Consider the following 19,335-nt stretch of genomic DNA (forward strand, 5'->3'; position numbering starts at 1 on the left):
AACCGGTCCAGCGGTCAAGTGTGCCAGATCCGGCACACGGTCACCTCAACGGCGCCCGCCCGCCACCCATTCCCCCGCCGGGACGCCGGGGCGGAAGGTCCCGCAGCGGATGTCGGCTGCCGTCGGTAGCGTGGCGGCGCATGAGGTACGGAGCCGTGATCCCCTACGCGTCCGAGCGCGAGTTCGCCGGGCTGGCCGCCGTCGCCGAGCAGGCGGGCTGGGACCACGTCTTCACGTGGGAGGCCGTGTGGGGCCAGGACGCCTGGGTGACCCTCGCCGCCGCCGCCATGGCGACCGAGCGCATCCGGCTCGGCACCCTGCTCACCCCGGCCGCCCGCCACCGCCCGTGGGACCTCGCCTCGAAGGTCGCCTCGGTCGACCGCCTGTCGAACGGGCGGGTCACCCTCGGCGTCGGCCTCGGCGCCCTCCACGGCAACTGGCTCGCCTTCGAGGCCGACGAGGGCCGGGCCGTCCGCGCCCGCAGGCTCGACGAGGGCCTGGCGGTCTACGCCGGGCTGATGGCGGGCCAGCCGTTCGAGTACACCGGCGAGCACTACAGCGCGCGGCCCGTCACCCAGCTCGTCCCGCCGCCGCCCGTGCAGACCCCGCACCCGCCGGTCTGGTGCGTCGGGCTGCTCGTCCCCGGGCGCGACCGCCAGCGCTCCCTCGAGCGCGCGGCGCGCTGGCAGGGGGTGCTGCCGGCGGTCGCCGGTGGCAGTCTCGACGATCCGGGCTCCCGGCTCACCCACGACGCCCTGCGCGACATCGTCGCTCGCATCACCGCCCTGCGGGCTGACGCCGGCGTGTCGATGCACGGCTACGACGTGGTCGTCGAGGGCGACAGCCACGGCGACTTCGGTACCACCCGGCCGCCGGTGGCCGCGTGGGCCGAGGCCGGGGCGACCTGGTGGGTCGAGTCCTGGTGGGACCTGCCCGACGACCCCGCCGGCCGCGCCGAGACCCGTCGCCGCCTCGAGCTCGGGCCGCCCCGATGAGCACCGCCCCGCCGAGCGGCCCGCCCGCACCCGTCGTCCGCCCCGCGACGCGGGCCGACGCCGACGACCTGCTGGCGCTGCGCGTGCTGATGTTCGAGGCGATGGGCACGGATGCCGCCGCACTCGCCGACCCCGCCTGGCGGGTGGCCGCGCGCGACTGGTTCGTCGACGCCGTCGACGCCGCGGGGGTACTGCTCGTCGTCGTCGAGGTGGGCGGCCGCGTCGTGGCGGGCGCGGTCGGCGAGGTCACCGCCCTCATCCCCGGCCCCGGGTGCCCCAACGGCTCGGTGGGTCTGGTCTCGAACGTCGCCACGCTGCCCGAGCACCGCGGGCAGGGCCTGGCCGCGGCGTGCACCGACGCCCTGCTCGCGTGGTTCACCGAGCGCACCGACGTCACGCGGGTCGACCTGTTCGCCACCGAGGCCGGCGCGCGCATCTACAGCACGCGCGGGTTCGTCACCGGCACCTTCCCCGCGATGCGGCGTCCCGTCCCGCGCTGACCCACGCCACGCGCGACCCGGGCCCGCACACCACGGACGCCGCCCCGCCCGAGGGCGGAACGGCGTCCGTGGTGCGAGCGACGCTCAGGCGTCGTCGTCGAGCCTGTTCGAGCTCGTCTGCTGCACCTGGGTGAGGAACTCGAAGTTGTTGCGCGTCTTCTTCAGCCGGTCGAGCAGCAGCTCGATGCCCTGCTGCGAGTCCAGCGCCGCGAGGACGCGGCGCAGCTTCCACATGATCTTCAGCTCGTCGGGCGCGAGCAGGATCTCCTCGCGCCGGGTCCCCGAGTTGTTGATGTCGACCGCCGGGAAGATGCGCCGGTTGGCCAGCTGGCGGTCGAGCTTGAGCTCCATGTTGCCGGTGCCCTTGAACTCCTCGAAGATCACCTCGTCCATCCGCGAGCCGGTCTCGACGAGCGCCGTGGCGAGGATGGTGAGCGAGCCGCCGTTCTCGATGTTGCGCGCGGCCCCGAAGAACTTCTTCGGCGGGTAGAGCGCGGCCGAGTCGACGCCACCGGAGAGGATGCGCCCGCTCGCGGGGGCCGACAGGTTGTAGGCGCGCCCGAGCTTGGTGATCGAGTCGAGGAGCACGACGACGTCGTGGCCCATCTCGACCAGGCGCTTGGCGCGCTCGATCGCGAGCTCGGCCACCGTGGTGTGGTCCTCGGCGGGCCGGTCGAAGGTCGAGGAGATGACCTCGCCCTTGACGGCGCGCTGCATGTCGGTGACCTCCTCGGGCCGCTCGTCGACCAGGACGACCATGAGGTGGCACTCGGGGTTGTTGGTCGTGATGGCGTTGGCGATCGACTGCATCACCATCGTCTTGCCGGCCTTGGCCGGGGCGACGATGAGCCCGCGCTGGCCCTTGCCGATGGGGGCGACGAGGTCGATGATGCGCGTGGTCAGCAGGTTCTGGTCGGTCTCCAGCCGCAGCCGGTCCTGCGGGTAGAGCGGCGTCAGCTTGCCGAACTCGGGCCGGCGACGGGCGTCGTCAGGCGACATCGCGTTCACGGTGTCGAGGCGCGCGAGCGGGGTGTACTTCTGCCGGTTGTTGCGCGAGCCCACGGTCTGCTGCTGCGGCTCCTCGCCCTCGCGAGCGGCCTTGATGGCGCCGGTGACGGCGTCGCCCTTGCGCAGGCCGTGGCGCTTGACCATCTGGATCGGCACGTAGATGTCGCTGCTGCCGGGCAGGTAGCCGGTCGTGCGGACGAAGGCGTAGGTGTCGAGGATGTCGAGGATGCCGGCCACGGGGACGAGCACGTCGTCCTCGTGGATCTGCGGCTCGCTCTCGACGGGTGCCTGGCTGACGCCCGGCAGGCCCTGCACGCCCTGCGCGTCCTGCGGCCGGCGCTTGTCGCGGTTGCGACCCCGGTTGCGACGGCGGCGACCGCGGCCGCTCTCGTCGTCGTCGGCGAAGCGGTTCTGGCCGTCCTGTCCCTGCGGGCCCTGGTTGGCCTGCTGGCCGTCCCGGTTCGACGGGCGGTCACGGTCGCGGCCCGGCTGCTCGTCGCGGCCCTGCTGGCGCTCGCGCGCCGGCTGCTCGTCGCGCCCGTGCTGGTCGTCGCGGCTCTGCTGGCGCTCGCGCGCCGGCTGCTCGTCGCGACCCTGGCGCGAGTACTCGGCCCGTGCCGGGCGGTCCTGCTCGGGACGGCCCTGCTCAGGACGGTCCTGCTCGGGACGGCCCTGCCCGGGACGCTCCTGCCCGGGACGCTCCTGCTCGGGACGCTCCTGCTCGCCGCGCGGGGGCGCGGTGCGGGTCTGCTCGGAGCGCGAGCGGCGGCTGCGACCGGCGCCGCGCGGAGCCTGCGCGCCCTGCTCCTCGTCGGCGGGGCGTGCCGCCGGGGCGGACTCGGCGGCCGGACGCTCGGTCCGCACCGCCGGCGCCTCAGCCGGAGCGGAGGAGGCCGGAACGCCGTCACCGTTCTGGCGGGCCCGGATGGCGGCGACGAGGTCGCCCTTGCGCATCTTGGCCGTGCCGCTGATGCCCATGCTCGAGGCGAGCCCCTGGAGCTCTGCGAGCCGCATGGCGGTGAGAGCCCCGGAGCGGCGCTGGCCGGTAGGTGCCGACGCCTCGATGGTGGTGTCTGTCACGAAGGATCCTTCCCCTCGCTCGTGGACCGGCTCAGGGCCGGTCTGCTGGAAGAGTCCACGTCGGGCGCGCAGCCGCGAGGGGCCGCATGTCTCTGCCATGAACGACGTGGGGAGCGTTCCGCGGCATCCAGCGGGTCCTGGGAACCCGGCGTCGGCAGCGGTCGCACGGTCAGGGTACCACCGAGGATCCGGCCCGGTGCGGTGGTGGCCGCGGTCGGGTCAGCCGCCCGCGAGCACCTCGACCTGCGCCCCGCCGGGCGGGATGCCGGGGGCCAGCGCGCGCCATCCGGCGGGCGCGTGGGACCGCACGACCTCGACGGTGGCCGCGGTCGCGAGCACGATGACGGAGGGGCCCGCGCCCGAGATCGCGGCCGCGTGGCCGCCGGTGCGCAGCCGGTCGACCAGCGCCATCGACGCGGGGTAGGACGGGCGCCTGGCCTCCTGGTGCAGCCAGTCGCGGGTGGCCTCGAGGAGGTACGCGGGCGCAGAGGTCACGGCGTGGGTCAGCAGGGCGGCCCGGGCCGAGTTGGCGGCGGCGTCGGCCAGGCGGACCTGCTGCGGGAGCACCGAGCGCGCGCGGGCCGTCGAGAGCTGGGTCTGCGGGGCGAGGACGACCGGCGCGATGCCGGGGTGCACGGGCAGCCGCACGGTGCTGGTGCGGCCGTCGCCCCCGGTCCACGAGAGGGTGACCCCGCCGAAGATGCTGGCCGAGGCGTTGTCGGGGTGCCCCTCGAGCCGCGCCGCGAGGTCGTTGGTGAACGCGAGGTCGACCTCGCCGTCGGTGCGGCCCGCGCCGATGTCGGCCAGGGCCTGGGCCGCGACGATGCCGGTGACGATCGCGGTGGCCGAGGAGCCCATCCCGCGCCCGTGCGGCACGGCGTTGCGACAGGCCAGGCGGAGCCCGGACGGTGTCGGTACACCCAGGTCGGCCCAGGCGGCCCGCATCGCCCGCACCACCAGGTGGCTGTCGTCGAGCGGGACCGCGCCGGCCCCCTCGCCCTCGACGGTGACGACGAGCCCGGGCTCGGCGACCACCGTCGCCGTGCACTCGTCCCAGAGCCCGAGGGCGCAGCCCACCGAGTCGAAGCCGGGGCCGAGGTTGGCGCTGCTCGCGGGGACGCGCACCCGCACGGAGGCGCCCACGGGCAGCACCGCGCTCACCCGTCGAGCCCCAGCGCGGACGCGACCGAGTAGGCGTCGACCGGCACCCGCACGGGCACGACCTCGGAGCCGTCGGCGGTGCGCAGGGCCCACTGCGGGTCCTTGAGGCCGTGGCCGGTGACGGTGCACACGATCGTGGCGTCGCGCGGGATGCGCCCGGCGCGGTGCATCTTGAGCAGCCCGGCGATGCTCGCGGCCGAGCCCGGCTCGACGAAGATCCCCTCGGTGGAGGAGAGCAGACGGTGCGCCTCGAGGATCTCGTCGTCGGTGACGCTGTCGATGAGACCGCCGGACTCGTCGCGGGCCGCCTCGGCCTGACGCCACGACGCGGGGTTGCCGATGCGGATGGCGGTGGCGATGGTCTCGGGGTCGTCGACCGGGTGGCCGAGCACGATGGGCGCGGCGCCGGCGGCCTGGAAGCCCCACATCGCCGGCCGGCGGGTGGCCACGGGATCGAGTACCGCTCCCCCGAGTCCGACTGTGGGAGAGGCGTACTCGCAGTAGCCGCGCCAGTACGCGGTGATGTTGCCGGCGTTGCCCACCGGCAGCACGTGGATGTCCGGGGCGTCGCCGAGCGCGTCGACGACCTCGAAGGCCGCCGTCTTCTGGCCCTCGATGCGCGCGGGGTTGACCGAGTTGACCAGCTCGACCGGGTACGACTCGGCCAGCTTGCGGGCGACCGTGAGGCAGTCGTCGAAGTTGCCCTCGACCTGGATCAGGGTGGCGCCGTGGGCGATCGCCTGGCTGAGCTTGCCCATCGCGATCTTGCCGTCGGGGACCAGGACGGCGCACGTCATCCCGGCCTTCACCGCGTAGGCGGCCGCACTGGCCGAGGTGTTGCCGGTGCTCGCGCAGATGACCGCCCGCGCCCCGTTGAGCTTGGCGGCCGAGATGGCGGCCGTCATCCCGCGGTCCTTGAACGACGCGGTGGGGTTCAGCCCCTCGTACTTGACGTGCACGCTCGCGCCGGTGAGCTCCGAGAGGCCCTCACAGGCGATGAGCGGGGTCCCGCCCTCGTGCAGGGTCACGACCGGTGCGCCGGCCAGGCTCGGGAGGCGGTCGGCGTACTCGCGGATGACTCCGCGCCACTGGTGTGCCACGGCTCAGGCCCCTTCCACGCGCATGACGGAGGCGACGTCGTCGACGGCGTCGAGCGAGCCCAGCGCCGAGACGGTGGCCGACAGGGCGGCGTCGCTGGCGCGGTGGGTGACGACGATGAGCTTGGCCCGCTCGCCCTCGCCCGCCACGGCCTGCTGGCGCACGGTCTCGATCGAGACGCCGTGGTCGGCGAAGGCCGCCGCGACCTGCGCGAGCACGCCCGGACGGTCGGCCACGTCGAGGCTGATGTGGTACCGCGTGACGGCCTGTCCCATGTCGACCACCGGCAGGTCGGCGTAGGCCGACTCCCCCGGGCCTCGGCCGCCCGCCACCCGGTGACGCGCCACGGCGACCACGTCGCCGAGCACCGCCGAGGCGGTGGGATCACCGCCGGCGCCGCGACCGTAGAACATCAGCTCTCCGGCCGCCGCCGACTCGACGAAGACCGCGTTGAAGGCTTCGCGCACACTCGCGAGCGGGTGGCTGCGCGGCACCATCGCGGGGTGCACCCGCACGCTCACGGCATCGGTGCCGTCGGCGGTCACCCGCTCGCAGATCGCGAGCAGCTTGACGACGCAGTCGTTCTCGCGCGCCGCCCGGATGTCGGCGGCGGTGACCTCGGTGATGCCCTCGCGGTGCACGTCGGCGGCCGAGACGCGGGTGTGGAAGGCGAGACTGGCCAGGATGGCCGCCTTGGCGGCGGCGTCGAAGCCTTCGATGTCGGCGGTGGGGTCGGCCTCGGCGTAGCCCAGCGCCTGGGCCTGCGCCACGGTCTCGGCGAAGCCCGCCCCGGAGACGTCCATCGCGTCGAGCACGAAGTTGGTGGTGCCGTTGACGATGCCCATGACCTTGCGGACGTGGTCGCCGGCCAGCGACTCCTGGATGGGGCGCAGGATCGGGATGGCGCCCGCGACGGCCGCCTCGTAGTAGAGGTCGACGCCGTACCGGGCCGCCGTGTCGTAGAGGGTCGGGCCGTCCTCGGCGAGCAGCGCCTTGTTGGCCGACACCACCGAGGCACCGTGCTCCATGGCCCGCAGGATGAGCGCCCGCGCGGGGTCGATGCCGCCGATCACCTCGATGACGACGTCGGCCCGGGTGACGAGCTCCTCGGCGTCGGCGGTGAAGAGGGCCGGGTCGACCGGGACGTCGGGCCGGGGACGCTGCGGGCGGCGCACGGCGATGCCGACGATCTCGAGGCGGGCGCCGGCGCGGGCGGCCAGGTCGTCGGCCTGCTCGACGAGCATCCGGGCGACCGCCGAGCCGACGACACCGCAGCCCAGCAGGGCCACGCGCAGGGGGGCACCGGGTTCGTGCGCCATGGGGGGTCGGGTCTCCTCGGGCTGGGGGCTCACGCGTCCGCCACGTCGAGGGCGAGCAGGTCGTCGATCGTCTCACGACGTACGACGACGCGGCTGCGGCCGCCACGGACGGCCACGACCGGCGGTCGCGGGGTGTGGTTGTACTGGCTCGACAGGCTGCGGCAGTAGGCGCCGGTACCGGGGACCGCCACCAGGTCGCCCGGGGCGATGTCGGCCGGGAGGTACTCGTCGAGGACGACGATGTCGCCGCTCTCGCAGTGCCGCCCCACCACCCGCGCCAGCACCGGCTCGGCGGTGGAGCGGCGGCTCGCCAGGGTGCAGGAGTAGTCGGCCTCGTAGAGGGCGGGGCGCGCGTTGTCGCTCATCCCGCCGTCGACCGCCACGTACGTGCGGGCGTGACCGCCGCCGAGCTCGACCCGCTTGACGGTGCCGACCTCGTACAGGGTGAAGGTGCTGGGGCCGACGATGGCGCGCCCGGGCTCGACCGAGACCCGCGGCACCCGGGTGTTGTCGCCGTCGCCCAGCACCTTGAACTCGCGCTCGACGATGTCGGCCATCGCCTCGGCCAGCACGGCCGGCGGCAGCGGGGTGTGCTGCGAGGTGTAGGCGATGCCGTAGCCGCCGCCGAGGTCCATCTCGGGCATCGACACCCCGTGCTCGGCCTCGACCTGCGCGTGCAGCCCGACCAGCCGGTGCACCGCCGCCTCGAAGCCGCCGGTGTCGAAGATCTGGCTCCCGATGTGGCTGTGCAGCCCGAGCAGCTCGACGGCCTCCGGGTGCGCGAGCAGGCGCCCGACCGCCTCCATCGCCTGCCCGCCCGCGAGGCTGAAGCCGAACTTCTGGTCCTCGTGGCCGGTCGCGATGAACTCGTGGGTGTGCGCCTCGACGCCGACGGTGACCCGCACCATCACGCGGGCCCGGACGCCGAGCTCGGCGGCCAGCGCGACCACCCGCTCGATCTCGTGGAAGGAGTCGACGACGATGCGGCCGACGCCGTACTCGAGCGCGGCGCGCAGCTCGGCGACGGTCTTGTTGTTGCCGTGGAACGCGATCCGCTCCCCCGGGAACCCGACCCGCTGGGCCACGGCCAGCTCGCCGCCGGTGCACACGTCCAGGAACAGCCCCTCCTCCTGCACCCACCGGGCGACGGCGGTGCACAGGAAGGCCTTGCCGGCGTAGTACACGTCGGCGCCGCCGAAGCGCTCGAAGGCGGACGCGAAGCCGTCACGGAAAGCGCCTGCCCGGGAACGGAAGTCGTCCTCGTCGAGGACGTACGCGGCGGTGCCGTGCTCCGCGGCCAGCGTCACGACGTCGATGCCCGCCACCGTGAGGCGGCCGGCGTCGTCCCGCGCGACCGAGGACGCCCACAGCTGCGGCAGCAGCTCCATGACGTCGGCCGGGTAGGGCAGGTAGAGCGGCGGGCCGCCGTACCCCTCGGCGTGGAGGGCGCCGGCCTCGTGGGAACGCATGGGTCAGCCCCTCACATCCGGTCGGGGGCGCTGACGCCGAGCAGGGCCAGCCCGTTGGCGAGGACCTGCCCGGTGGCGTCGTTGAGCCAGAGCCGCGTGCGGTGCAGGTCGGTGACCTCCTCGTCGGCGTTCTGCGGGCGGACGCGGCAGGTGTCGTACCACTTGTGGAACCGCGCGGCGAGCTCCTCGAGGTAGCGTGCCACCCGGTGCGGCTCGAGCAGGTGGGCCGCCTGCGCGACGACCCGCGGGAAGTCGCCGAGGACCGCGAGGAGGGCGGCCTCGGTGGGGTCGGTGAGCAGCGCGGCGTCGAACCCCTCGTCGCGGCGCACTCCGTCCTCACCCGCGAGCCGCGCGACGTTCGCGGTGCGCGCGTGGGCGTACTGCACGTAGAAGACCGGGTTGTCGTTGGTCTGCTTGCGCAGCTCCTCGCCGTCGAGCGAGAGCGGGCTGTCGGAGGGGTAGCGCGACAGCGAGTAGCGCACCGCATCGGAGCCGATCCACTCGATGAGCTCGTCCATGTAGATGGCGTTGCCGAGGCGCTTGCCCATCCGCTGCCCCGCGATGGCGACGAGCTGGCCGATCTTGACCTCGATGTTGTGCTCGGGGTCGTCGCCCGCGCAGGCCGCGATGGCCTTGAGCCGGTTGATGTAGCCGTGGTGGTCGGCGCCGAGCAGGTAGACCTTCTCGTCGAAGCCGCGGTCCTTCTTGCTCAGGTAGTAGGCGGCGTCGGCGGCGAAGTACGTGGGCTCGCCGTTGGCGCGGATGAGGACGCGGTCCTTGTCGTCGGTGAAGTCGGTGGTGCGCAGCCAGACCGCACCCTCCTGGTCGAAGACGTGCCCCTGGCCGCGCAGCCGCTCGACGGCCCGGCCGACGGCGCCGCCCTCGTGCAGGGTGCGCTCGGAGAACCACACGTCGAAGTGCACGCCGAACCGGTCGAGGGTGGCGCGGATGGCCTCGAGCTGGGCGACGTACCCCAGGTCGCGCGCCACGGCCAGGGCCTCCTCGCGCGGGAGGTCGAGCAGGTCGGGTCGCTGCGCCAGCACCTCCCGGGCCCGGTCGGCCACGTACTCGCCGGGGTAGCCGTCCTCCGGGGGCTCCTGGCCGGCCGCCCGGGCCAGCACCGAGGCGCCGAACTTGTCCATCTGGGCGCCGGCGTCGTTGATGTAGTACTCGGCCGTCACCTGCGCGCCGGTGGCCGCGAGGAGGCGGCGCATGGCGTCGCCGAGGGCGGCCCAGCGGGTGTGGCCGATGTGCAGCGGGCCGGTGGGGTTGGCCGAGATGAACTCGAGGTTGACGACCCGCCCGGACTCGCTGGTGCCGTGGCCGTAGGTCTCCCCCGCCTCGACGATGCTGCGCGCGAGCTCACCGGCCGACGCGGCGTCGAGGCTGATGTTGAGGAAGCCCGGGCCCGCGACGTCGACGGCCGCGACCCCGGGGACGGCGCCGAGCCGGGCGGCCAGCAGCTCGGCGACGGCGCGCGGCGGCATCCCGGCCGGCTTGGCCAGCTGGAGCGCGATGTTGGTGGCCCAGTCGCCGTGCTCGCGGCTGCGCGGACGCTCGACCCTGACCTCGGCCGGCACGGGCGCGGTGAGGTCACCGGCGTCGACGGCGGACTGGAGGGCACCGCGGATGGCGGTCGAGAGCTCTTCGGGGGTCACCCGCGCGAGTTTATCGGCGGCGCCGCCGTCGCCGACCGCCCGCCGCCAGCCGTGAGACGGTGTCGACGACCTCGTCGGGGTCGAACGGCTTGGACAGGAAGGCGTCGAAGCCCGCGGTCGTGGCGTCGCGCAGCGTCACCCCGGCGCTGGCGGCGGTGATCAGCACCACCGGCACGGTGTCGAGCCGCGGGTGCGAGCGGATGGCCGCGATGGCCCACCAGCCGTCGTAGGGCGACATCTGCTGGTCGAGCAGGATGACGCGCGGCACCGGCTCGTGCGGGTCGATGAGGCGGGCCATCGCCTGGTGGCCGTCACTGGCCTCCTCCACGGCGAAGCCGGCGAGCTCGAGGTTGATCCGCAGGAGCCGGCGGATGCCCTCGGTGTCGTCGCACACGAGGACCAGCGCTGCAGCGCCGGGGTCCTCCGGCCCGGATTGCATGAGGGCCAGCCTAGGCTGATAACCTCGCCCCGCGTCGCAGAATCGTTCGTGCGGCGACACCGGCTTGCCCGCCCCCGTAGCTCAGGGGATAGAGCACCGCCCTCCGGAGGCGGGAGCGTAGGTTCGAATCCTACCGGGGGCACAGTCCAGAGCGGCTTGGTCCTCACGCGCGGAGCGCGTCAGGACCAAGCCGCTTCTCTGTGCCACCAGGGGGATGACGGGAGCGGCGCGAGGGGGTGAGGGGCGAACCCGCTCGCGCCGCGGCTCCTACCGGGGCACCGGGGCTCAGGAGCGCTGTGAGGCGTCGGACACCTCGCCGACCAGCTCCTCGATGACGTCCTCGAGGAAGACCACCCCCACGACCACACCCTCGTCGTCGACCACGCGCGCCAGGTGCGAGCCGCTCTGCTGCATGGTCTGCAGCACCGACTCGACCTCGTCGCCCGGGCGGACGGTGGCCATCCGGCGTACCCGTTTGCCGGGGACCGGCTCGTGGCGCTCCTCGTCGTCGGCGTACAGCACGTCCTTGAGGTGCAGGTAGCCCGACAGCTCGCCGGAGTCGTCGAGCACGGGGTAGCGCGAGTAGCCGTGCTTGGCCACCAGGCGCTCGACATCGGCCGGGGTCGCCTCGGCCGTCACGGTGACCAGCGACGACACCCCCACGCCCACATCGGCGGCGTCCTTGTCGCTGAACTCCAGCGCCGCGCCGAGCCGCTCGTAGTCGCGGGCCCCGACCAGCCCCTCGTCGCGGGACTCGTCGAGGATGTGCGCGACCTCGGCCGCGGTGAACGTCGACGAGATCTCGTCCTTGGGCTCGACCCCGAAGAGCCGGATGGCGCCCTTGGCGGTCCAGTCCATCGCGTGGATGACCGGGGCCACGACCTTCGAGACCATCACCAGCGGCGGCACCAGCGCGATCGCGGCGCGCTCGGGCCGGGCGATGGAGATGTTCTTGGGGATCATCTCGCCGTAGACGACGTGCAGGAAGACCACGATCGCCAGGGCCAGCGCGAGCGCCACGACGTCGGCGACCACGGTCGACAGGCCGAGGCGCTCGACGACCGGCACGAAGGCGTGGTGCAGGGCGGCCTCGGAGACCGCACCGAGCAGCACCGAGCAGACGGTGATGCCCAGCTGGCAGGTGGCCAGCAGGATGCCCGTGCGCTGGAGCGCCTCGAGGGCGACCCTGGCCCCCTTGCTGCCGGCGTCGGCGAGCGGCTCGAGCTGGCTGCGCCGGGCCGACATCGCGGCGAACTCGGCGCCGACGAAGAACGCGTTCGCCGCGAGCAGGACGACGGTGACGAGCACGGTGGTCATGCGCCCTCCTCCGCCTCGTCGGTCGTGGCGCCGTCGGCGTCGGGCGGCCCGGCCGGCAGCAGGCGCAGCCGGTCGACCCGGTGCCCCTCCATGTCGACCACGCGCACGGTCCAGCCGTCGACAGGGACCTCGTCACCGACCACCGGCACCCGGCCGAGGGCGGCCATCAGCCATCCGCCGACCGTCTCGTAGGCGTGGCCCTCCGGGATGTCGGCACCGACCCGGGTGCGCACCTCGTCGGGGCGCCAGAGGCCGGGCACCGTCCAGGAGCCGTCGGGCAGGCGGCGGCCGGTGGTCTGGCCGCGGTCGTGCTCGTCGCTGACCTCCCCGACGATCTCCTCCACCAGGTCCTCGAGCGTCACCACGCCGGACGTGCCGCCGTACTCGTCGACGACGACCGCCAGCTGCATCCCGCCGCCCCGCAGGCGCACCAGCAGCGGGTCGAGGCGCAGGGTCTCGGGGACGAAGACGGCCGGCGCCATCAGGGCCGAGACCGGGACGTCGGCCCGGCGCTCGAACGGCACGGCGATGGCCTTCTTCACGTGCACGATGCCGTCGACGTCGTCCCAGTCGGCACCGACCACGGGGAAGCGCGAGTGCCCGGTACGCCGCGCGAGGGCGACCAGGTCGGCGGCCGTCTCGGTGCGCTCGATGGAGGTGGCGCGCGAGCGTGGGGTCATCACGTCGGCGGCGGACTGGTCGGCGAACCCCAGCGAGGCGGTGACCAGGCGCGCGGTGCCGAGGTCGAGCGTGCCCGCCTCGGCCGAGGTGCGCACCAGCGACGCGAGCTCGGCCGGGCTGCGGGCGGCCGAGAGCTCCTCCTGCGGCTCGATGCCGAGCGCGCGCAGGGTGCGGTTGGCGACGCCGTTGAGCACGAAGATCAGCGGGGTGGAGGCCACGCCGAACCAGTAGACCGGCGCCGCGGAGACCTTGGCGGTGGCCAGGGGCAGCGAGACCGCGAGCGTCTTGGGGATCATCTCGCCGACGATCATCGAGAACAGCGTGGCGAGGACGAACGCGAGACCGGAGGCCACGGACGTGGCCGCGCCCTCGGACAGCCCCAGCGCGCCGGCCGGCCCGGCGAGCAGGACCCCGACCGACGGGGCGGCGATGAAGCCGAGCACCAACGTGGTGAGGGTGATGCCGACCTGGCAGGCCGAGAGCTCGGTGGACAGCTGGCGGTGGGAGCGGAGCACCGAGCGGGCACCGGGCTCCCCGGCCGTGACCGCGCGTTGCACGGTCGGCCGGTCGAGGGCCACGAGCGAGAACTCCGCGGCCACGAAGAGGGCGGTGCCGACCGTGAGGACGACGCCGAGGGCGAGCAGGATCCAGGCGGTCATCGGTCCGTGCGACTCGGGGGATGCATGACACAGCAGCGTACGGGCCGGAGGGGAGGTTCCGGCCCGGCTCCGCCCCGGGACGGACGCGCCGGTCCACCTGCGGGTCGACCCTCACGCGACGTGGGGCTGCGAGCATCGGGACATGAGTCCAGGAGCACGCCCATGAGCACGACCACCCCGGGGGCCCGCATCGAGGTCCGCGGCCTGACCAAGCGCTTCGGCGGGTTCACCGCCGTCGACGACCTGAGCTTCGACGTCGAGCCCGGCCGGATCACCGGCTTCCTCGGGCCCAACGGTGCCGGCAAGACCACGACCCTGCGGATGGTGCTGGGCCTGGTCCGCGCCACCGCCGGTGACGCCACCATCGGGGGAGTCCGCTACGTCGACCTGCCCGACCCGCTGCGCACCGTGGGGGCGGCCCTCGAGGCGACCAACTTCCACCCCGGCCGCAGCGGCCGCGACCACCTGCGCGTCCTGGCGGACGCCGCCTCGGTCCCCACCCGCCGCGTCGACGAGCTCCTCGAGCTCACCGGCATCCCGGCGGCGGCGCGCAAGCGGGCCGGGCAGTACAGCATGGGGATGCGCCAGCGCCTCGGCCTGGCCGCCGCCCTGCTCGGTGACCCCCACGTGCTGGTCCTCGACGAGCCGACCAACGGGCTCGACCCCGAGGGGATCCGCTGGCTGCGCGGGTTCCTGCGCCGGCTGAGCGCCGAGGGCAAGACCATCCTGGTCTCGAGCCACCTGCTGCGCGAGGTCGAGCAGACCGTCGACGACGTCGTCATCATCGCCAACGGCCGCCTCGTCAAGGCCGGCACCATGGCCGACATCAAGGGCTCCCCCGGCGCCGTCGTGCGCACCTCCGACCGGGCCGCCCTCGCCGGCGCGCTGCGCGTCGCCGACGTCACCAGCATCCCCGGCGAGGACGACACCCTCATCGCGGACACGACCGACCTGCGCCTCGTCGGCGACGTGGCCCTGCGTGCCGGGCTGCCGGTCTACGGGCTCGAGCCGAAGCGCGCCGACCTCGAGGCGCTCTTCTTCCAGCTCACCGAGGGCACCAACCGCAACGAGACCGCCGCCACCGCGGCGCCGCCCGAGGGCGACGCCGTGACCGCTCAGGAAGGGGCGAACCCGTGATCCCCGCGATCCGCAGCGAGTTCCGCAAGTTCTTCACGACCCGCCTCTGGTGGGGCATGGCCATCGCGGTCTTCGTGTCGGGGGGCGCCTTCGCGGTCCTCTTCGGCTTCGTCGTCCAGAACCCCCAGTCCGCCGGGGGGCCCGGCGCCGACCCCGTGGTCGCCGACGACACCCAGGTGGCCACCACGATCTTCACGGCCGGCATCAGCGTCGGCTACCTGCTGCTGCTGACCATCGGCATCCTGTCGGTCGGCTCGGAGTTCCGTCACAAGACCATCACCGCGACCTTCCTCGCCACGCCGAAGCGCGTCCGGGCGATGCTCGCCAAGGCGGTCTCGCTGGCGGTCATCGGGGTCGGCTACGGCCTGCTGAGCCTGGCGGGCTCGGTGTCGGTCGGGAGCGTGGTCCTGAGCGTGATCGACCGCCCCGCGTTCCCGTCGAGCGAGGTGGTGCGCAGCCTGGCCCTCGCCCTGCTGGTGCTCGCCCTGTGGGCACTCATCGGCCTGGGCATCGGCATCCTCATCCCGAACCAGGTCGCCGCGCTGTTCATCGGGATCGCGGTCGCCTGGATCGTGGAGCCGCTCCTCGGGCTCCTGCTCGGGATCTGGGACACCACCCGTGAGAACGTCGTGCCGTACCTCCCCACCAGCGCGACCAACGCGACCCTGAACGCGGTCTCGCAGAACCCCGACGCCGTGCGCCTCGAGTGGTGGGGCGGCGGCCTGACGTTGATGGCCTACGCCGTCCTGCTGGCCGGGTTCGGCATCTGGCGGACCTCGCGCTCCGACGTGTCGTGAGAGCGTGCGGCGGCCGGTGGGGCCCCACCCGCCGGTCGCCGCACGTCGGGGACCACTCGGCGTGCGGCGCCACGGCCGCGTCGCGCGCGTAATAGGCTGGCCATATCCCCACGACCGCCCTGAGACCAGCCGACGAAAGAGGCGTATAGCCCGTGGCCGAGCAGTCCCCGTCCAGCGACCCCCTCACCACCTTCGGAGCCAACGAGTGGCTGGTGGACGAGCTGTACGAGCAGTACCAACGGGACAAGACCAGCGTCGACAAGGCCTGGTGGGGCTTCTTCGAGGACTACGTGCCCGGTGAGGGACAGGGCGCGCCGCGCAGCAACGGCGCGCCGGCCGACGCCAACGGCTCGGCTCCCGCCGCGGCGACCCAGCCCGAGACGAAGCCGGCCACGGCGACGCAGCCGGGGCCCAAGCAGCACGAGGCGAAGCCGGCCGAGGCGAAGCCGGCCGAGGCGAAGCGGCCGGCGGCGCCGGCGAAGCCCCCGGCGCAGCCGGCCGCCGCGCCCGCGAAGAGCCCCGAGGCCAAGCAGGCCCCCGAGGCCAGGCCCGAGCAGAAGCAGGCCACCGAGGAGGCCAAGGCCGCGCCCACCCCGCGCGAGCCCCAGGCCCCCCGGCAGACCGGCCCGCTCGAGCAGGCGCGCCAGCAGCCGATCCGCGGTGCCAGCGCCCGCGTCGTCACCAACATGGAGTCCTCGCTCGAGGTCCCCACCGCCACCTCCGTGCGCGCCGTGCCGGCCAAGCTGATGGTCGACAACCGCATCGTCATCAACAACCACCTCGCGCGCAGCCGCGGCGGCAAGGTCAGCTTCACCCACCTCATCGGCTTCGCCCTGGTCAAGGCGCTCGGCACGATGCCCGAGATGAACAACGGCTTCGCCCACGACGAGAAGGGCAAGCCGGTGCTCGTCACGCCGGCCCACGTCAACCTCGGCCTGGCCATCGACATCGCCAAGCCCGACGGCACCCGCCAGCTGCTGGTGCCCTCGATCAAGGCCGCCGAGACCATGGACTTCGCGCACTTCTGGACCGCCTACGAGGACGTCGTCAAGAAGGCCCGCGCCGGCAAGCTGACCGTCGAGGACTTCCAGGGCACCTCGATCTCGCTCACCAACCCCGGCACCATCGGCACCGTGCACTCGGTGCCGCGCCTGATGCAGGGTCAGGGCGCCATCATCGGCGTCGGCGCCATGGACTACCCGGCCGAGTGGCAGGGCGCCAGCTCGGAGACCCTCAACCGCAACGCCGTCAGCAAGATCCTCACGCTGACCAGCACCTACGACCACCGCATCATCCAGGGCGCGCAGTCGGGCGACTTCCTGCGCATCGTCCACGGCCTGCTCCTCGGCGAGGACGGCTTCTACGACGAGATCTTCGAGAGCCTGCGCATCCCCTACGAGCCCATCCGCTGGGTGCGCGACGTCTCGGCCACCCACGACGACGACATCAACAAGGTCGCCCGCGTCCAGGAGCTCATCCACGCCTACCGGGTGCGCGGGCACCTGATGGCCGACACCGACCCGCTCGAGTACAAGCAGCGGCGTCACCCCGACCTCGACATCACCAACCACGGCCTCACCCTGTGGGACCTCGACCGCGACTTCGCCACCGGCGGGTTCGGCGGTCAGCCGTTCCTGAAGCTCCGCAAGATCCTCGGCATCCTGCGCGACTCGTACTGCCGCACCGTCGGCGTCGAGTACATGCACATCCAGGACCCCGAGCAGCGCCGCTGGATCCAGGCCAAGGTCGAGGTCGGCTACGCCAAGACCACCCGCGACGAGCAGCTGCGCATCCTGCGCCGCCTCAACGCCGCCGAGGCCTTCGAGACCTTCCTGCAGACCAAGTTCGTCGGGCAGAAGCGCTTCTCGCTCGAGGGCGGCGAGTCCGTGATCGCACTGCTGGACCGGGTCCTGTCGCGCGCCGCCGAGGACGAGCTCGACGAGGTCTGCATCGGGATGCCGCACCGCGGCCGCCTCAACGTGCTGGCCAACATCGCCGGCAAGTCCTACGGGCAGATCTTCCGGGAGTTCGAGGGCAAGCAGGACCCGCGCTCGGTCCAGGGCTCCGGCGACGTCAAGTACCACCTGGGCACCGAGGGCGAGTTCGTCGCCGAGGACGGCAGCAAGACCAAGGTCTACCTCGCCGCCAACCCCTCGCACCTCGAGGCCGTCAACCCGGTGCTCGAGGGCATCGTGCGCGCCAAGCAGGACCGGCTCGACCTGGCCGGCGAGGACTTCACCGTCCTGCCCGTGCTGATGCACGGCGACGCCGCGTTCGCGGGCCAGGGCGTCGTGGCCGAGACCCTCAACCTCAGCCAGCTGCGCGGCTACCGCACCGGCGGCACCGTGCACGTGGTCGTCAACAACCAGGTGGGCTTCACGACCTCGCCCAGCAGCTCGCGCAGCTCGACGTACTCCACCGACGTCGCCCGGATGATCCAGGCGCCGATCTTCCACGTCAACGGCGACGACCCCGAGGCGTGCGTCCGGGTCGCCGAGCTCGCGTACGAGTTCCGCAAGGAGTTCCACAAGGACGTCGTCGTCGACATGGTCTGCTACCGCCGCCGCGGCCACAACGAGGGCGACGACCCGTCGATGACCCAGCCGCTGATGTACAACCTCATCGAGGCCAAGCGCAGCGTCCGCAAGCTCTACACCGAGGCCCTTATCGGCCGCGGCGACATCACCGTCGAGGACGCCGAGGCGGCCCTGCGCGACTACCAGAGCCAGCTCGAGCGGGTCTTCGTCGAGACCAAGGAGGCCCTCAAGGCCGCCGACTCCGACAACCGCGGGCTCGAGCCCCCGGCCGCGCAGTCCAGCGGGGCCGACGTCACCACCCACTCCGCCGACGACACCGCCATCAGCACCGAGATGCTGCACCACATCGGTGACGTCTTCGCCAGCCCGCCCGAGGGCTTCACGGTGCACCCCAAGCTGCGCCAGATGATCGACAAGCGCGCCGCCAGCACCCGCGAGGGCGGGATCGACTGGGGCACCGCCGAGCTCATCTCGCTCGGGTCGCTGCTCATGGAGGGGACGCCCGTGCGCCTCGCGGGGCAGGACAGCCGCCGGGGCACCTTCGTCCAGCGGCACGCGGTCCTCATCGACAAGTCCAACGCCTCGGAGTGGACCCCCCTGCTCTACCTGGGCAAGGGTCAGGCCAAGTTCTGGGTCTACGACAGCCTGCTGTCGGAGTTCGCGGCGATGGGCTTCGAGTACGGCTACTCCGTCGAGCGCCCCGACGCGCTGGTGCTGTGGGAGGCGCAGTTCGGCGACTTCTTCAACGGCGCCCAGACCATCGTCGACGAGTTCATCTCCAGCAGCGAGCAGAAGTGGGGCCAGCGCTCCTCGGTGGTCCTGCTCCTCCCCCACGGCTACGAGGGCCAGGGCCCCGACCACTCCTCGGCCCGCATCGAGCGCTTCCTGACGATGTGCGCCGAGAACAACATGACGGTCGCGTACCCCTCGACCCCGGCGTCGTACTTCCACCTGCTGCGCCGCCAGGCCTACGCCCGCCCACGCCGCCCGCTCATCGTCTTCACCCCCAAGTCGATGCTGCGCCTCAAGGCGGCGGCCAGCGCCGCCGAGGACTTCACCTCGGGCACCTTCCGGCCGGTCCTGCCCGACCGCCCCGACGCCACCTCGGGCGAGGTCACCCGCGTCCTGCTCGCCGCCGGCAAGGTCGTCTACGACCTCGAGGCCGAGCGGGCCAAGCGCGAGGACGCCTCCACGGCCATCCTCCGGCTCGAGCAGTACTACCCGATCGCCGGCCACGACCTGGCCCGCGAGCTGGCCAGGTACCCGCAGGCCGAGATCGTCGTGGTGCAGGACGAGCCCGAGAACATGGGCGCCTGGCCCTTCCTGGCGCTCAACCTGCCCGAGGCCCTGGCCGAGTTCCAGGAGACGCGCCCCATCCGGGTCGTGTCGCGGCCCCGCTCGGCGTCGCCGGCCGCGGGCTCCTCGAAGCAGCACCAGGCCGAGCAGGCCGACCTGGTCGCCCGCGCCTTCGACCGGTGAG

Annotated in this window: 14 protein-coding genes and 1 tRNA gene; 6 read left to right on the forward strand and 9 right to left on the reverse strand. The window is 73.3% G+C overall.

Annotation, left to right across the window (positions count from 1 at the left end; genetic code table 11):
* Positions 1–140 precede the first annotated feature (140 nt).
* Both ATL31_RS04255 and ATL31_RS04260 read left to right on the forward strand, forming a co-directional pair.
* A complete protein-coding gene (locus tag ATL31_RS04255; RefSeq protein ID WP_101394681.1) occupies positions 141–995 on the forward strand; it encodes an LLM class flavin-dependent oxidoreductase in 855 nt (284 codons plus the stop codon).
* On the forward strand, positions 992–1,495 hold the full coding sequence (locus ATL31_RS04260; RefSeq protein WP_101394682.1) for a GNAT family N-acetyltransferase: 504 nt from the start codon (positions 992–994) through the stop codon (positions 1,493–1,495). The genes ATL31_RS04255 and ATL31_RS04260 overlap by 4 nt, the downstream gene beginning before the upstream one ends.
* 84 nt (positions 1,496–1,579) lie before the next feature.
* Here the strand turns inward: ATL31_RS04260 and rho are convergent, their stop codons facing one another.
* From rho to ATL31_RS04295, 7 genes are all read right to left on the reverse strand, one after another.
* A complete protein-coding gene (rho, locus tag ATL31_RS04265) occupies positions 1,580–3,517 on the reverse strand; it encodes a transcription termination factor Rho (protein WP_425440336.1) in 1,938 nt (645 codons plus the stop codon).
* A gap of 285 nt (positions 3,518–3,802) precedes the next feature.
* The gene (gene thrB / locus ATL31_RS04270; protein WP_101394684.1) at positions 3,803–4,744 is read right to left on the reverse strand and encodes a homoserine kinase; all 942 of its coding nucleotides are present in this window, start codon (positions 4,742–4,744) and stop codon (positions 3,803–3,805) included.
* Entirely contained in the window at positions 4,741–5,844 is a 1,104-nt protein-coding gene (gene thrC, locus ATL31_RS04275) for a threonine synthase (RefSeq protein ID WP_101394685.1), read from the reverse strand. Before thrC ends, thrB begins: the two co-directional genes overlap by 4 nt.
* Positions 5,845–5,847: 3 nt before the next feature.
* Positions 5,848–7,161, reverse strand: a complete 1,314-nt coding sequence (locus tag ATL31_RS04280; RefSeq protein ID WP_101394686.1) for a homoserine dehydrogenase — start codon at positions 7,159–7,161, stop codon at positions 5,848–5,850.
* 29 nt (positions 7,162–7,190) lie between these two features.
* Entirely contained in the window at positions 7,191–8,630 is a 1,440-nt protein-coding gene (lysA, locus tag ATL31_RS04285; protein ID WP_101394687.1) for a diaminopimelate decarboxylase, read from the reverse strand.
* Positions 8,631–8,641: 11 nt separating this feature from the next.
* The gene (gene argS, locus ATL31_RS04290; RefSeq protein WP_101394688.1) at positions 8,642–10,288 is read right to left on the reverse strand and encodes an arginine--tRNA ligase; all 1,647 of its coding nucleotides are present in this window, start codon (positions 10,286–10,288) and stop codon (positions 8,642–8,644) included.
* Between the two features lie 10 nt (positions 10,289–10,298).
* A complete protein-coding gene (locus tag ATL31_RS04295; RefSeq protein WP_101394689.1) occupies positions 10,299–10,727 on the reverse strand; it encodes a response regulator in 429 nt (142 codons plus the stop codon).
* A 70-nt stretch (positions 10,728–10,797) separates the two neighbouring features.
* Between ATL31_RS04295 and ATL31_RS04300 the strand changes: the two genes are divergently transcribed.
* Positions 10,798–10,869 (forward strand) — tRNA-Arg (locus ATL31_RS04300).
* Positions 10,870–11,012: 143 nt separating this feature from the next.
* On the opposite strand, the gene ATL31_RS04305 is transcribed toward ATL31_RS04300, so the two are convergent.
* Together ATL31_RS04305 and ATL31_RS04310 are read right to left on the reverse strand one after the other, a co-directional pair.
* Positions 11,013–12,044, reverse strand: coding sequence for a hemolysin family protein (locus ATL31_RS04305; RefSeq protein WP_101394690.1), 1,032 nt, complete (start codon positions 12,042–12,044; stop codon positions 11,013–11,015).
* Positions 12,041–13,384 carry a hemolysin family protein gene (locus ATL31_RS04310; RefSeq protein WP_101394691.1) on the reverse strand — a complete coding sequence of 448 codons (1,344 nt, stop codon included), beginning with the start codon at positions 13,382–13,384 and terminating at the stop codon, positions 12,041–12,043. The genes ATL31_RS04305 and ATL31_RS04310 overlap by 4 nt, the downstream gene beginning before the upstream one ends.
* 162 nt (positions 13,385–13,546) lie before the next feature.
* On the opposite strand from ATL31_RS04310, the gene ATL31_RS04315 reads away from it, so the two are divergent.
* From ATL31_RS04315 to ATL31_RS04325, 3 genes are all read left to right on the forward strand, one after another.
* Complete coding sequence (locus tag ATL31_RS04315; RefSeq protein WP_101394692.1) at positions 13,547–14,521, forward strand: ABC transporter ATP-binding protein; 975 nt, start codon at positions 13,547–13,549, stop codon at positions 14,519–14,521.
* Positions 14,518–15,318 carry an ABC transporter permease gene (locus ATL31_RS04320; RefSeq protein WP_101394693.1) on the forward strand — a complete coding sequence of 267 codons (801 nt, stop codon included), beginning with the start codon at positions 14,518–14,520 and terminating at the stop codon, positions 15,316–15,318. Before ATL31_RS04315 ends, ATL31_RS04320 begins: the two co-directional genes overlap by 4 nt.
* A gap of 152 nt (positions 15,319–15,470) precedes the next feature.
* Positions 15,471–19,334, forward strand: coding sequence for a multifunctional oxoglutarate decarboxylase/oxoglutarate dehydrogenase thiamine pyrophosphate-binding subunit/dihydrolipoyllysine-residue succinyltransferase subunit (locus ATL31_RS04325; RefSeq protein ID WP_101394694.1), 3,864 nt, complete (start codon positions 15,471–15,473; stop codon positions 19,332–19,334).
* Position 19,335 lies beyond the last annotated feature (1 nt).

Source organism: Phycicoccus duodecadis (genome assembly GCF_002846495.1).
Taxonomy (GTDB): domain Bacteria; phylum Actinomycetota; class Actinomycetes; order Actinomycetales; family Dermatophilaceae; genus Phycicoccus; species Phycicoccus duodecadis.